Annotated in this window: 10 protein-coding genes; 3 read left to right on the top strand and 7 right to left on the bottom strand. The window is 61.7% G+C overall.

Annotated features, from left to right (window positions below; genetic code table 11):
• Positions 1–60: 60 nt before the first annotated feature.
• Entirely contained in the window at positions 61–2229 is a 2169-nt protein-coding gene (locus ACJ8PL_RS18485) for a YgiQ family radical SAM protein (RefSeq protein WP_004937285.1), read from the bottom strand.
• Between the two features lie 80 nt (positions 2230–2309).
• A complete protein-coding gene (locus ACJ8PL_RS18490) occupies positions 2310–3044 on the bottom strand; it encodes a GntR family transcriptional regulator (protein WP_284065585.1) in 735 nt (244 codons plus the stop codon).
• Between the two features lie 657 nt (positions 3045–3701).
• Between ACJ8PL_RS18490 and ACJ8PL_RS18495 the strand changes: the two genes are divergently transcribed.
• Positions 3702–5099 carry a purine-cytosine permease family protein gene (locus ACJ8PL_RS18495; protein WP_004937281.1) on the top strand — a complete coding sequence of 466 codons (1398 nt, stop codon included), beginning with the start codon at positions 3702–3704 and terminating at the stop codon, positions 5097–5099.
• Complete coding sequence (locus ACJ8PL_RS18500; RefSeq protein ID WP_234213175.1) at positions 5096–6028, top strand: PfkB family carbohydrate kinase; 933 nt, start codon at positions 5096–5098, stop codon at positions 6026–6028. Before ACJ8PL_RS18495 ends, ACJ8PL_RS18500 begins: the two co-directional genes overlap by 4 nt.
• A 33-nt stretch (positions 6029–6061) precedes the next feature.
• On the opposite strand, the gene ACJ8PL_RS18505 is transcribed toward ACJ8PL_RS18500, so the two are convergent.
• Both ACJ8PL_RS18505 and xapA read right to left on the bottom strand, forming a co-directional pair.
• A complete protein-coding gene (locus tag ACJ8PL_RS18505; RefSeq protein WP_028128309.1) occupies positions 6062–7312 on the bottom strand; it encodes a nucleoside permease in 1251 nt (416 codons plus the stop codon).
• A gap of 81 nt (positions 7313–7393) precedes the next feature.
• On the bottom strand, positions 7394–8215 hold the full coding sequence (gene xapA / locus ACJ8PL_RS18510) for a xanthosine phosphorylase (protein WP_079450159.1): 822 nt from the start codon (positions 8213–8215) through the stop codon (positions 7394–7396).
• Between the two features lie 137 nt (positions 8216–8352).
• Here xapA and ACJ8PL_RS18515 point away from each other — a divergent pair, with 137 nt between their 5' ends.
• A complete protein-coding gene (locus ACJ8PL_RS18515) occupies positions 8353–9264 on the top strand; it encodes a LysR family transcriptional regulator (protein WP_049278926.1) in 912 nt (303 codons plus the stop codon).
• Between the two features lie 17 nt (positions 9265–9281).
• On the opposite strand, the gene ftsP is transcribed toward ACJ8PL_RS18515, so the two are convergent.
• The 3 genes from ftsP to parC form a co-directional block, all read right to left on the bottom strand.
• Positions 9282–10697, bottom strand: coding sequence for a cell division protein FtsP (ftsP, locus tag ACJ8PL_RS18520; RefSeq protein ID WP_004937270.1), 1416 nt, complete (start codon positions 10695–10697; stop codon positions 9282–9284).
• A gap of 132 nt (positions 10698–10829) precedes the next feature.
• Positions 10830–11564, bottom strand: a complete 735-nt coding sequence (locus ACJ8PL_RS18525; protein ID WP_004937266.1) for a 1-acylglycerol-3-phosphate O-acyltransferase — start codon at positions 11562–11564, stop codon at positions 10830–10832.
• Between the two features lie 246 nt (positions 11565–11810).
• Positions 11811–14084: a DNA topoisomerase IV subunit A gene (parC, locus tag ACJ8PL_RS18530; protein ID WP_016930135.1), complete on the bottom strand. Its 2274-nt coding sequence runs from the start codon at positions 14082–14084 to the stop codon at positions 11811–11813.
• Positions 14085–14302 lie beyond the last annotated feature (218 nt).

Here is a 14302-nt window from a genome sequence, read left to right on the forward strand (position 1 = left end):
TCAACAGTGAAAAGGAGAACCCGGGGGTTCTCCTTTTTGTTTACGCATGCGGCGCGGCCGTTACGGCTTGGCTTTGCGAATCGGTTTGCGCGGCGGCCGGTTGGACGGCGTGCGCTGCCGATTGATATCGGTATGTTTGGTCAGCGCCGGCCGGGTATGGCGCTGCAGCCGTTTCGCTTCGCGCTGTTCGTCGATGCTCGGCGCCGGCACCAGACAATCGCGGCGGCTGCCGATCAGGTGCTTCAGGCCCATCTCTTCCAGCGCGGCGCGGATCAGCGCCCAGTTGGCCGGATCGTGGTAACGCAGCAGCGCCTTATGCAGGCGGCGCTGGCGATCGCCGCGCGGCACCACCACGTCTTCGCTCTTGTACCCCACCTTGCTCAGCGGGTTTTTGCCGCTGTAATACATGGTGGTGGAGTTGGCCATCGGCGAAGGATAGAAGTTCTGCACCTGATCGAGGCGGAAGCGGTTCTTCTTCAGCCACAGCGCCAGGTTCACCATGTCTTCATCGCGGGTGCCCGGGTGCGACGAGATAAAGTATGGGATCAGGTACTGCTCTTTGCCCGCCAGCTTCGAATAGTGATCAAACAGCTGCTTGAAGCGATCGTAACTGCCCATGCCCGGTTTCATCATCTTCGACAACGGGCCTTCTTCGGTGTGCTCCGGCGCGATCTTCAGGTAGCCGCCGACGTGGTGGGTCGCCAGTTCCTTGATATAGCGCGGATCTTCCACCGCCAGATCGTAACGTACCCCGGAAGCGATCAGGATCTTCTTGATGCCCTCCAGAGAACGCGCGCGGCGGTAAAGCTTGATGGTCGGCTCGTGGTTGGTATCCATATAGGTGCAGATCTCCGGATACACGCACGAGGCGCGGCGGCAGGTCTGCTCAGCGCGCGGGTTGGTGCAACGCAGCATATACATGTTGGCGGTCGGGCCGCCCAGATCGGAGATCACACCGGTAAAGCCCGGCACCTTGTCACGGATCTCTTCGATTTCGCGAACGATCGAATCTTCCGAACGGCTCTGGATGATGCGCCCTTCATGCTCGGTGATCGAACAGAACGAACAGCCGCCGTAGCAGCCGCGCATGATGTTCACCGAGAAACGGATCATGTCATAGGCCGGAATGCGATCCTGACCGTAGGACGGGTGCGGTACGCGTTGATAAGGCAGGGCGAAGACGCTGTCCATCTCCGGCGTGGTCAGCGGGATCGCCGGCGGGTTGATCCACACGTAGCGATCGCCGTGTTTTTGCATCAGCGCGCGGGCGCAGCCTGGGTTGGTTTCATGGTGCAAAATGCGCGAGGTGTGCGCATACAGCACCTTGTCGCCCTTCACTTTCTCGAAGGACGGCAGCAGCACGTAGGTCTTCTCCCACGGCTTCGGTTTGGCGGCGCGCACGGTGACAGGCTTGGCTTCCGGCTCTTTCGGCTTGGCGCCGTCGGCGCACGGCAGATCCTCGCCGTACGGGTTCGGAATAGGTTCGATGCGGCCCGGCTTGTCGAGGCGGGTGGAATCCACGCCGCTCCAGCCCGGCAGCGCTTCTTTGCGCATCACCGCGGTGTTGCGAATATCGTGGATATCGCCGATCTTCTCACCGGCGGCCAGACGGTGCGCCACTTCCACCAACGGACGCTCGCCGTTGCCGTAGATCAGCATGTCGGCTTTGGAGTCCACCAGCACCGAGCGGCGCACGGTATCCGACCAGTAATCGTAGTGGGCGATGCGACGCAGGCTGGCTTCGATGCCGCCCAGCACGATCGGCACGTCTTTATAGGCTTCTTTGCAGCGCTGGCTGTAGACCAGGGTGGCGCGATCCGGCCGCTTGCCGCCGACGTTGCCGGCGGTATAGGCATCGTCGTGGCGCAGTTTGCGATCAGCGGTGTAGCGGTTGATCATCGAGTCCATGTTGCCGGCGGTGATGCCGAAGAACAGGTTCGGTTTCCCCAACCGCATGAAGTCTTCTTTATTGCTCCAGTCCGGTTGCGCGATGATGCCGACGCGAAAGCCCTGCGCTTCCAGCATGCGGCCGATGATCGCCATGCCAAAGCTTGGGTGATCGACGTAGGCGTCGCCGCTGATGATGATCACGTCGCAGCTGTCCCAGCCCAGTTGATCCATCTCTGCCCGCGACATCGGTAAAAACGGCGCGGTGCCAAAACATTCGGCCCAATAGGGCTTATAGGAAAACAGTTCACGATCGGGTTGGATCAGGCTGGTGGTGCTCATTCTGCTGCTCTTTTTACAGGTTAATTAATCGCCGGGCGGCGATTATACGCACTAGCAGCAAAAAGAGCATGGTTATTTCGCTAACCGTTCACTTCGAATTCATAAACGTCGCTGCGGCACAAGATATCGCTGAACTCCAGCGCCTCACCCTGAGCGTTGCGGCTGGTTTGGATGATGTGCAACAACGGCGCGCCGCACGGCACGTTGAGCAGTTCGGCGACCTCATCGCTGCAGGACACCGCCTTCAACAGAAAGTGTTTATCTTCAGGCACGATGCCGCGCGATTGCCATAGCGCATACAGTGAATGCTCCAGCTGCGCCGGTTCGGGCAAGAAGCGCGGTGGTATATAGGTGGTTTCCAGCGAGACCGGGCTGCCGTTCAGCAAGCGTAACCGCCGCAGTTTGATCACTTCATCCCCCTCCGCCAGCCCCAGCGCCGCCGCGGCCTTGGCCGGCGCGCCGACTCGGGTGCGCAGCAGCCATCGATTGCTGACGCGGCTGCCGTGACGCAGCGCCTGAGCGGTGAAACCGCTGTCCTTATCGAGGGAATAACCAATGCGCATCGCCACGCGGGTGCCGACCCCCTGCTGCCGTGAAATCAGCCCTTTATCCTCCAGCAGCTTCATTGCCTTGCTGACGGTGACGCGCGACAGCGTCAGCCCCTCCGCCATCTGCCGTTCCGGCGGCAGAAATGCCTCCGCCGCCAACACCTGCTGCCTGATCGCGGTTTCTATCGCCGCCGCCAGCTGAATATAACGCGGCGCTACCGCCCCCTGCGCCAGATGGCCACGCAGCCAGGCCATAAAATCCGTCATTCGCCCGCCCTCTTGCTTATGCCATTCGTCTGAGTCTCATTGTTATCCTATCGCCTGTCCGGCGATAGGCACCTCACTTTAACTAAAATATCGCTAATGCTTTCAGAGTGGCATCACAATTTTTGCCTAATGGACTTTCATTGGATCTAGATCGCGCGTAATCTGTGCTTATTGATGTTGATACATCAATAGCACCAACACCAGGGACCCACTTTAAAAACAATAAAAAACCCGCTGCCAGCCCTAAAGGATACCCTTGATGGCCGGCAGCGGGCCTATACTGCCGGCGCAAACGGCCGATAATAAGCAACGGAGCTAATGGATAGCCTGCTCACGGCTCATCGCCGCATCACAGGATCCCATCGCGGAGGGCGAAGCGGATCGATGTCGGCAAATAGAAACGTTCCCGCTTCGCCAATCCCCGCTGCAGCCCCACTCTTTGACTACACTCATTGGCGCCGTGCGGCCGACGTGCCTCACCCGATAAGGCGGATACCGCCCTCATTTTGACAGACCCGGCGGCGTCAGCCGCTACACACTGCGCGGAATCGGCGTCTTCACCGACAGCGGGATAGCCGGCCTCAACCGCGCCAACGGAATCGATTTTCAGTCAACTGCGGCGGCCCTCGCGGCCCTGCGCAACAGGGATCATTTGCTATGACCGATATCAATCGCAATGAAGCATGGAAGGTAGAAAGCACCGGTATCGACCGGGTTCCGGACGCGGAACAGACCGGTAAGCCCATCGAGCTGTTTTGGATCTGGTCGGCGGCCAATATCGGTATTCTCGGCGTGGTGTACGGCGCCATCATCGTCGGCTTCGGCTTATCCTTTCTGCAATCGGTACTCGCCGCGCTGGTCGGCGTCGCCAGCTTCGTGCTGGTCGGCCTCACCAGCTTCGCCGGCAAGCGCGGGCGCACCTCTACGCTGACGCTCTCGCGGGTGATTTTCGGGCTGAAGGGCAACGTGGCGCCCACCCTGTTCAGTTGGATCAACCTGATGGGCTGGGAAGCGGTCAACGTGATCACCGGCACCCTGACGCTGGCGGCGCTGTTCGAGGCCTTCGGACTGGGAACCAGCCACCTGTTGACCGCGCTCAGCCTGCTGCTGTTCGGCGGGCTCACTGTCGTCGTCAGCCTGCTGGGGCAAAATACCGTGGTCTGGATGCAGAGCTGGTTCAGCCGCATCTTCGGCACCATGACGCTGATCGTGGTGCTCTATATCCTGTTCAACACCGAGTGGAGCCAGGTGCTGGCGCTGCCTTCCGGCAGCTGGTTGACCGGTTTCCTGCCGGCGGTATCGGTGATCGCCGCCGGCACCGGCATCAGCTGGGCAATCGCCGGCGCCGATTACAGCCGCTATCAAAGCCCGAGCTCGTCGAGCAAAGGCATTTTCGCCGCGGTGATGGGCGGTGCCTGTTTGCCGCTGATGCTGCTGATGCTGGCCGGTATTCTGCTTTCCGTGCAGCTCCCCGATCTGGCCAGCGCCGCCAACCCCATCGCGCTGATAGGCTCGGTGCTGCCCGCCTGGATGGCTATCCCTTATCTGCTGGCCGCCACCGCCGGCATCGTCACCATCGCGGTGCTCAGCCTGTATTCCGCCAGCCTTAACCTGCTGACCATCGGCGTGCAGGTCAAACAATGGCTGGCGGTATCGATCGACGCCGTGGTGGTGCTGGGCATCGCCCTCTATGTGCTGTTCATCTCCGGCGATTTCATGGGGCCGTTCATCTCCTTCCTGGTGTTCTGCGGGGTGTTTCTGGCGGCCTGGGAGGCGATTTTCCTGCTCGATTACCTGTGCCTGCGCCGCCGCCACGGGTATGATGGCAACGCTTTGTACGGCCTGCATGGCCAGAACCGCGGCGTGCGCAAAGCCCCGCTGTTTTGCTGGTTCCTCGGCGCCCTGTGCGGCCTGCTGGTCACCAAAACCGGTTTTATCGACGGCCCGCTGGCCAAAGGCTTGTTCGCCGACTCCAGCCTGGGGCTGTTTGTGTCGTTTGCGGTGAGTCTGATCGCTTACGGTCTGTACCTGACCCAACGCAGAGAACATCAATGAATGAGTGGGAAGCTGTAACACCTGTCCTGGTGATTGGGGGCGCGGTCGGCGATCTGGTGATGACGCTGCCGCGCCTGCCGATCCGCGGTGAAGATATCGAAGCCCTGCCGCAGGCGCGGCAAATCGGCGGTTGCGCGTTCAACGTGGCGCGCGCGCTGACGCGCCTTGAAGCGCCGGTGATCAACGGCATGCCGGTCGGCAACGGCGAGTGGGGCGCGGCGATCGAAGCCGCCATGGGCGAACTGGGGCTGGAGGTGCTGTTGCGCCACGGCCAGATGGACAACGGCTGGTGCCTGGCGCTGGTGGAGCCCGACGGCGAACGCACCTTTATCACGGTGTCCGGTTGCGAAAGCCAATGGAATAAAGCGCAGCTGGCGACCCTGCCGCTGACGGAACACACGCTGATCTACGCCAGCGGCTACGAGCTGGCGGGCGAAAACGGTGAAGCGCTGCGCGAGTGGCTGACGCGCATGCCGTTCGACCAACCGCGCCTGATCGATCCCGGCCCGCGCATCGCCCAGCTCAGCGAAGATTTCTTCGCCATGCTCAGCGACAGCCACACTCTGCTGACGCTCAACCGCGACGAAGTGGCCGCGCTGTGCGGCGCCGGCGACGCCGTGGAGGCCGCACAGCGCTATGCCGCCGCCCGTAATCTGACGCTGATCTGTCGCCTGGATCGCGACGGCGCGTGGATCTGCGACGGCCGCACGCCGCCGCTGCACATTCCGGCCTATCCGGTAGAGGTCGTTGACACCATCGGCGCGGGCGATGCCCACTGCGCCGGTTTGCTGGCGGGCCTGTCTGCCGGCTGGCCACTGCCGCGGGCGGTCGATCTGGCCAACCGGGTCGCCGCTTGCGTGGTGGCCAGCCTCGGCGCCGCCAATCCGCCGGACTGGCAGCAGCTGCAGCAGCGCTTCCCGCAGGCCTGACGTTTCAGGGCGCAGCCAGCTGCGCCCCCTGCCTTACTGCGCCGCCGCCGCGCTCTCCTGCGGCGGGTGGCGGTAGTTGAAGCTCAACGCGAACACGATCCCCAGCACCAGCGTATACAGCGCAAACACCAGCCAGATGCTCTGCCAGTCTTTCACGCCGTCATGGCTGAAGAAGTCCACCACCTCGCCGCTGGCGAGCGCCCCCAGATAGGCGCCCAAACCGTTGACCATGGTCATGAACAGCCCCTGCGCGCTGGCGCGGATGCGGTGATCGGCCTCTTTCTCGACGAAGATGGCGCCGGAGATATTGAAGAAGTCGAAGGCGCAGCCGTAGACAATCATCGACAGCAACAGCAGCACGAAACCAAAGCCGACCGGCGTGCCGTAAGCCAGGAACAGAAAGCGCAGCGTCCAGGCCGCCATGCTGATCAGCATCACCTGCTTGATGCCGTAACGGCGCAGGAAGAAGGGAATGGTGAGGATAAAGAACACTTCGGAGATCTGCGACAGCGACAGCAGCACCGCCGGATACCGGACGCTGAGGCTGTCCTGATACAGCGGATTGAGCGACAGATCGTGCAGGAACGGGTTGCCGAAGGTATTGGTTATCTGCAGCGCCGCGCCAAGCAACATGGCGAACAGGAAAAACAGCGCCATGCGCCGCTGGCGGAACAACACCAGCGCATCCAACCCCAGCACGCTCACCCAGCTTTTCGACTCGGCCGCGCGGTTGGTCGGGCAACGCGGCAGCGTCAGCGAATAGGCGGACAGCAGCAGCGACGCCGCAGAAGCCAGATACAGCTGCAGATTGCTGAGCTCGATGCGGCTGAAGCCGACCAACCACATCGCCAGAATGAATCCCACGGTGCCGTACACCCGCACCGGCGGAAAGTCCCTCACCGTGTCAAAGCCGTGCTTTTCGAGGCAAAAATAGGAAATGGCGTTGGAGAGCGCGATGGTCGGCATATAGACCATGGCATTGAACAGCATCACCCAGAACATCAGCATCGGTTGCTCGACCTGCGCCGCGCAGTACAGCGCCAGCGCCCCGAGCAGGTGGCACAGCGCATACAGATAGTTGGCCTTCATCCACCGATCGGCGATGATGCCCGCCAGCCCCGGCATGATCAGCGCGGCGATGCCTTTGGCGCTGTAGACCATCCCCACCTGCATGCCGCTGAAATGCAGCGTGTTGATCATGTAGGAACCCAGCGTCACCAGCCAGGCGCCCCAGATAAAGAACTGCAGGAAAATCATGACTTTTAATCGTGTTTTTATCGCCATCGCCATCACCTTGTTATTATGCTTTCAACGATGATTGGTGCGGCGGGCCCCCTGCAGCCCGCCGCCGGTTTGCTTGCGGTGTTACAGCGTTTTGAACAGCTCGCGGATCAGGCGCATGAAATCGTCCGCCGCCAGCGCCGCGCAGCTGAGCGTTTGTTCGTGGGAAAGAGGCGTATCCGACAGCCCTTCGGCGTAGTTGGTCATCGCGGACACCACTAGCACCTTGAGACCGCAGTGGCGCGCCGCCAGGACTTCCGGCACGATCGACATGCCCACCACGTCGCAGCCCAGGGTCTGCATCATGCGGATCTCCGCCGGCGTTTCGAAATTCGGCCCGGTGTAGGCGGCGAATACCCCTTCCGCCAGCGGAATGCCCGCGCTTTCGGCCACCGCCGCCAGCCCGGCGCGCAGATCGCGATCGTAGGCGTTCGCCAGGCTGAAGAAGCGCGGCCCGAAGCGATCGTCGTTGGCGCCGACCAGCGGCGATTCCGGCATGAAATTGATGTGATCGGTAATCGCCACCAGGCTGCCCGGCGCCACCGAACGGCGCAGCGAACCCGCGGCGTTGGTCGCCAGCAGGAATTCGCAGCCCAGCAGTTTGAAAGTGCGCACCGCGGTGGTCATCACCTGCATGCCACGCCCTTCATAGAAATGACCGCGCCCTTTCATGCACAATACCGGCACGCCCTCCAGCTTGCCGGCGACCAGCTGCCCGGCGTGGCCGGCGACGCCGCTCACCGGAAAGCCCGGCAGCTCCGCGTAATCGAGGGTGACGGTTTCGGTCATCACCTCCGCCAGGGCGCCAAGCCCGGAGCCGAGAATCAAGGCCGCTTTCGGCTGGAAACCCGGCAGGCGCGCGCGGACGATGTCGGCGCAGGTAAAAGCATCTTCTTGATTAAACATCGTATTCTCTCTTTCAGCGGGGGATAATAAGCCCCATAGTAGAGAGCGAGGCGCGGCCGAGACCAATACATTCTTGGCGGCCGATTTATTCCATTTACCTATAAGTTGAGCTGCGTCACAAGGAGGCGATACCCCGGATGAACCCGCCCCAAGCCCTGCCCGATCCCGGCCGGATTAACTTCCGCCTGCTGCACTATTTCCGCGTGGTGGCGGAAGAGATGAACTTCACCCAGGCGGCGCGGCGGCTGAATATGTCACAGCCGCCGCTCAGCAAGCACATCAAGGAGCTGGAGAGTCAGCTCGGGGTGGTGCTGTTCAAACGCACCACCCGCTCCATGACGCTGACGCCGGCCGGCCGTACGCTGCTGCGCAACGTCGAGCGGCTGTTGGATCAGGCCGACAGCGCATTGCATCAGGTGCAACAGATGGGGCGTGGCGAAGGCGGCCACATGGTGGTCGGCATGGTCGGCACCTCGGCCTGGGGCGGCCTGATCGCGGCGCTGCGGCGATTCAGCGAGCGGAGCGCCGGCGTCACCTGGTCGTTGAACGAGCTGACGCCCAGCCAGCAAATCGCCGCGCTGCAAAAGCGGCATATCGACATCGGGGTCTGGCGAGAGGCGCAGCAGCAGACGCTGCCGGGGTTAACCTGCCAACGGTTGGCAAGCGAGAGCATCGCCGTGGTGTTGCCGCTCGATCATCCGCTGGCGCAGCAGGAAAATATCCCGCTGGCGGCGCTGCAGAACGACAGCTTCATCGTGCTGCCGCCGCATGAGGCCAGCCTGGGGCTGTATCTGCACAATCTGTGTCTGCAGCAGGGATTTTTGCCGGACGTCGCTTATCAGGTCAACGAACCGCAGACCCTGCTGGCGCTGGTGGCGGAAGGCTGTGGCATCACGCTGCTGCCGGACAGCTACGGCCGCATCCCGTGGCCCGGCGTACGCTTTTGCTCGCTGCAACAGGCGCCGCCGGCGGATCTGTACGCGGTGTATCGCGCCGACAGCGTCACGCCGGTGGTGCAGGCCTTCCTGGAAATGCTGCGGGCGCCGTAAGCGGCCCGCAGCGCAGATTACATCGTCGGCTGCACCATCAGCTGGCCGGCGGTGCCGCGATCGGCCATCTCCAGCGTCTGGCTGTAATACAGGAACGGGAAGTGTTCGGAGGTAGGTTGGTTGAAATACACCAGCAGCTCGACGTCGCCATCGACCCAGACGGTGTCCTTCCAGCCGCGATCTTCCGCCATCGGCTGCGCGCCGTTGACGCGTTTGATCAGGAACTGCACGCCCTGAATATGGAACGCCTGCGGCGTATCCGCATGAATGTTCCAACGTTCCCAGGTGCCTTGCTGTGCCTGTACGTCGATGCGGTTCATGTCCCAAATCGCGCCGTTGATGCCGACGCCGCCGTCGCCTAGGCGGAAATCGCGGGTGCGGCTGGCGCTGCCGTCCAACAGCTGATCCGCCAGCAGGCGCATCGGCAGGTTGTCGGTCACCAGCGGCAGCAGGCCGGTCGGGCGCAGCGTCAGCACCTGGGTGGACACCAGAATGCTCGACGGCTCGAACAGGCCGCGCAGGCGATCCATGATGCCCGCCGCTTCACCGGCGGTGATGGTCACCTCTTCGCCCTTCGACATGTCGATCAGCACTTCCCGGCGTTCGCCAGGCGCCAACGACAGCTGCTGCACCGCGACCGGCGCAGGCAGGAAGCCCTGATCGCTGGCAATCACGTTGAACGGCCGCCCGTCGCTGAGCTGCAGGGTATAGCGGCGCGCGTTGGAGGCGTTAAGCAGGCGCAGACGCACCCAGCCGCGCGACACGTCGACATACGGGTTTTGCACGCCGTTGACCAACAGCGTATCGCCGACGAAACCGCCCTGCGACGGTGCATCGTATTGCGGTGTGCCGAAGTTATCGAAGCGTTTGTCCTGAATGATCAGCGGGAAATCGTCGACGCCGTAGTGGTTGGGCAGCGGCAGCGCTTTGCTGACGGCATCTTCCACCAGCCACAGCCCGGCCAGCCCGTTGTAAACGTGCGGCGCCATACGGTTCGGCGTGTTGGCATGGTACCAGCAGGTGGCCGCCGCCTGACGAATGGGCAGCACCGGCGACCAGTCGACGTTAGGCGACATCATGCGCGGCGCGCCGCCCATCAGCGTGCCTGGCACCTGCAGACCGCTGACGGTCATCGCTACCGGCTCCTGCAGGCGGTTGCTGTAGATCAGTTTGACGTCGTCACCGCTGTAAACCCGCACCGTCGGCCCCAGGTACATGCCATTGATGCCCCACACCGCCGCTTTGCGGTTATCCATAAACGCCCAATGGGCGCGCTGCAAGGTCAGGAACAGCGGCTGACCGCGGCGAGACTCCAGCAACGGGGGAATGGGTAACGGGGTCTGCGTTCCGCTCGCCTCAGCCCTCAGCGGCACGGCGCCCGCGCACAGCGCCAGGCCCGATGCCTGTAAAAACTGACGTCGACTGAGTGACATATTTTCTCCATGAAAAGCAATAACTAAACCGTGTGAAAAACCCAAACGCCCGCCAATCAAGATTAGCAGGCGTTCAGGCGTTAACGGCGCTGAACGCCAATTAAAACCCTATTCTTTGAAGCCGGTAGACTCTTATTTTTTGGCGGCGTTGCGCTGGGCGACTTCGGCGTCCAATTCGGCGATTTTCGCCTCCATCAGCTCACGGCAATGGGCCGCCAACTCACGCACGTTTTCTTTGCCGTATTTGCTGGTATCCACCGGCGCCAACATCTCGACGATCACATGACCGTTATTCCAGCGATTAAGATTTATATTACCGCTGGTGGTTGATACACAGATCGGCACAATCGGCACGCCGGCGGCGATGGCCGCGTGGAACGCGCCGGTTTTAAACGGCATCAGCCCGCGACCGCGGCTGCGGGTCCCTTCCGGGAACATCCAGATCGAAATGTCTTTCTTTTTGAACTGCTCCGCCACCTGGGCGATGGTGCCGTGCGCCTTGGCGCGATTATCACGATCTATCAGCAGATTACCGGTCAGCCAATACAGCGGGCCGAAAAACGGGATCCACACCAGACTTTTTTTACCGACGGTCACGGTGCGCGGCTGCACGATATTGGAGGCCGTCACCATGTCGTAGTTATTTTGGTGGTTGGCGATATAGATGCAGTTGCCATTGTTGGCCGCATCGGCCGGTACGCGGGTTTCAACCTTGATGCCGAACAGCGTCGACAGGCGGCCGAAAAGATGGCCGAAGGTCGCCACGTGGCGAGGGTTGCGCGGGCTGAACAAGCAATAAACAGAACCGAAAATACACACCAGAATACAGAAAAGAGTGGCGAGAACGGCACGCAAAATCAATAACATAACAACCTCATTAGCACACTGCCAACGCAGTTTACTTCGCTGCGCAGATTCCTTTACTCATTATTTGCCGGCCAGGCGGTAAGCACGCCGATGTCGCCTGCATTTCTCGCTATTTTCCTGCCAGGCGGCAGTACGCACAATAATTTTATGCGCAGAAATGTTAACTATTTGGAAAATAAACGCCAGCAAAAATAAATAAGGCGGCCACAGCATGCTGCGACCGCCCTTTAACGCCGGCGCCAACGCTTACTCTTCGCTGTCGCCTCCCGACGCCCGCACCGGCGCATCCACTTCGACGCGATCGATGCGCTGCAGGCCACGCGGCAGCTGGGTGCCCTTGCGGCCGCGCTCCGCGCGGAACTTCTGCAGATCCTCCGGACGCAGCGTCAGCTTGCGTTTGCCGACGTACAACGTGACGGACGCCTGCGGCGGCAGCACGAACAGCCAGGCCAGCTTGTCTTCACCGGCTGCGGCCTGCGCCGCCGGAATGGAGACGATCTTGTTGCCCTTGCCCTTCGACAGTTGCGGCAGATCGGCGACCGGGAACATCAACATGCGCCCGGCAGCGGTGATCGACAGCAGCATATCGTCTGCGCCGTGAATTTCCATCGGCGGCAGCGCTCTGGCGTTGTCCGGCAACGTGATCATCACCTTGCCGGCGCGGTTGCGCGCCACCAGATCGTTAAAGGTGCAAACGAAACCGTAACCGGCGTCGGACGCCATCAGCAGTTTTTGATCGTCGGCCGCCATCAGCACCTGCTCAATGGTGGCACCCGGCGGCGGCGTCAGCTTGCCGGTCAACGGTTCGCCCTGCCCACGCGCCGAAGGCAGCGTCATCGGATCGAGCGCATAGCTGCGCCCGGTAGAATCGATGAACACCACCGGCTGGTTGCTCTTGCCGCGCGCCGCGCCGCGGAAGCTGTCGCCGGCCTTGTAGCTCAACCCTGCCGGATCGATGTCGTGGCCCTTGGCGCTGCGCACCCAGCCCATTTCCGACAGCACGATGGTCACCGGCTCGGACGGCACGAAATCGTGCTCGCTCATCGCCTTGGCTTCCGCACGCTCGGTCAGCGGCGAACGGCGATCGTCGCCGTAGGTTTGCGCGTCGGCCTGGATCTCTTTCTTAATCAGCGTATTCAACTTGCGCTCGGACGCCAGCAGCGCCTGCAGTTGATCGCGCTCTTTCGCCAGCTCGTCCTGCTCACCGCGGATCTTGACCTCTTCCAGCTTGGCCAGGTGACGCAGTTTCAGCTCGAGGATCGCTTCCGCCTGGGTATCGGAGATGCCGAAACGCTGCATCAGCACCGGCTTCGGCTCATCCTCGCTGCGGATGATGTGGATCACCTCGTCGATATTGAGGAACGCCACCAGTAAACCTTCGAGGATATGCAAACGCTTGAGCACCTTCTCGAGGCGGTAGTTCAGGCGGCGGCGCACCGTATCGCGACGGTAGGCCAGCCATTCGGTGAGGATCTCCACCAGCCCTTTGACCTGCGGGCGGTTGTCCAGACCGATCATGTTCATGTTGATGCGGTAGCTGCGTTCCAGATCGGTGGTGGCGAACAGGTGATTCATCACCTGCTCCAGATCGATGCGGTTGGAACGCGGCACGATCACCAGACGCGTCGGGTTCTCGTGATCGGATTCATCGCGCAGATCCTCGACCATCGGCAGCTTCTTGGCGCGCATCTGGCTGGCGATCTGCTCCAGCACCTTGGCGCCGGAGACCTGATGCGGCAAGGCGGTGATCACCGCGCTGCCGTCCTCTTTCTTCCACACGGCGCGCATGCGCACCGAGCCGCGGCCGCTCTGGTAAATTTTGCGAATTTCATCGCGCGGGGTAATGATCTCGGCTTCGGTCGGGAAGTCCGGCCCCTGCACGAACTCGAGCAGGTCATCGAGCGAGGCGCCCGGCTTGTCGAGCAGCGCCACCGCAGCAGCGGCGACTTCGCGCACGTTGTGAGGCGGAATATCGGTCGCCATGCCGACCGCGATGCCGGTGGTGCCGTTCAGCAGGATGTTCGGCAGACGCGCCGGCAGCATCTTCGGCTCTTGCAGCGTGCCGTCAAAGTTCGGGATCCAGTCGACCGTGCCCTGGCCCAGTTCGGCCAGCAGGACCTCGGCGTATTTGGACAGGCGCGATTCGGTATAACGCATCGCCGCGAACGACTTGGGATCGTCCGGCGCGCCCCAGTTCCCCTGGCCGTCCACCAGCGGATAGCGATACGAGAACGGCTGCGCCATCAGCACCATGGCTTCATAACACGCGCTGTCGCCGTGCGGGTGGTATTTACCCAGCACGTCGCCCACGGTGCGGGCGGATTTCTTGAATTTGGCGCTGTTGGTCAGCCCCAGTTCAGACATGGCGTAGATGATGCGGCGTTGTACCGGCTTCAAACCGTCGCCAATGTACGGCAACGCCCGATCCATGATGACGTACATGGAATAGTTCAGATAGGCGTTTTCAGTGAATGTGTGCAGCGGTAAACGCTCTACACCGTCATGAGTCAGATCACTCATTACTCAATTATCCTCAGACCGTGGCTTGGCAATCCCTTGGACGACAAAAGGCATCGCTTGTCGATTCTGCCCGCGATAGTAACCCATCTGCGGGGTAGCTGTCACAGTTGGCGCAAGGATCGCCGCCGGCGGCCGGTTGCGCGATGCGGTTTATGCAAAATTTCGCTACCTGGCGGCCTCTTTATTGACTGGCAGTCAACACTGTTGTGCGCTGGATC

The organism is Serratia sp. CY83965 (assembly GCF_052166375.1).
In the GTDB taxonomy this organism is placed as follows: domain Bacteria; phylum Pseudomonadota; class Gammaproteobacteria; order Enterobacterales; family Enterobacteriaceae; genus Serratia; species Serratia marcescens.

Coding starts and splice junctions, on each gene's coding strand:
- parC (WP_016930135.1), bottom strand. CDS start 14,084: ATGAGTGATCTGACTCATGACGGTGTAGAGCGTTTACCGCTGCACACA.
- ACJ8PL_RS18490 (WP_284065585.1), bottom strand. CDS start 3,044: ATGACGGATTTTATGGCCTGGCTGCGTGGCCATCTGGCGCAGGGGGCG.
- ACJ8PL_RS18525 (WP_004937266.1), bottom strand. CDS start 11,564: ATGTTATTGATTTTGCGTGCCGTTCTCGCCACTCTTTTCTGTATTCTG.
- ACJ8PL_RS18505 (WP_028128309.1), bottom strand. CDS start 7,312: ATGGCGATAAAAACACGATTAAAAGTCATGATTTTCCTGCAGTTCTTT.
- ACJ8PL_RS18515 (WP_049278926.1), top strand. CDS start 8,353: ATGAACCCGCCCCAAGCCCTGCCCGATCCCGGCCGGATTAACTTCCGC.
- ftsP (WP_004937270.1), bottom strand. CDS start 10,697: ATGTCACTCAGTCGACGTCAGTTTTTACAGGCATCGGGCCTGGCGCTG.
- xapA (WP_079450159.1), bottom strand. CDS start 8,215: ATGTTTAATCAAGAAGATGCTTTTACCTGCGCCGACATCGTCCGCGCG.
- ACJ8PL_RS18495 (WP_004937281.1), top strand. CDS start 3,702: ATGACCGATATCAATCGCAATGAAGCATGGAAGGTAGAAAGCACCGGT.
- ACJ8PL_RS18485 (WP_004937285.1), bottom strand. CDS start 2,229: ATGAGCACCACCAGCCTGATCCAACCCGATCGTGAACTGTTTTCCTAT.
- ACJ8PL_RS18500 (WP_234213175.1), top strand. CDS start 5,096: ATGAATGAGTGGGAAGCTGTAACACCTGTCCTGGTGATTGGGGGCGCG.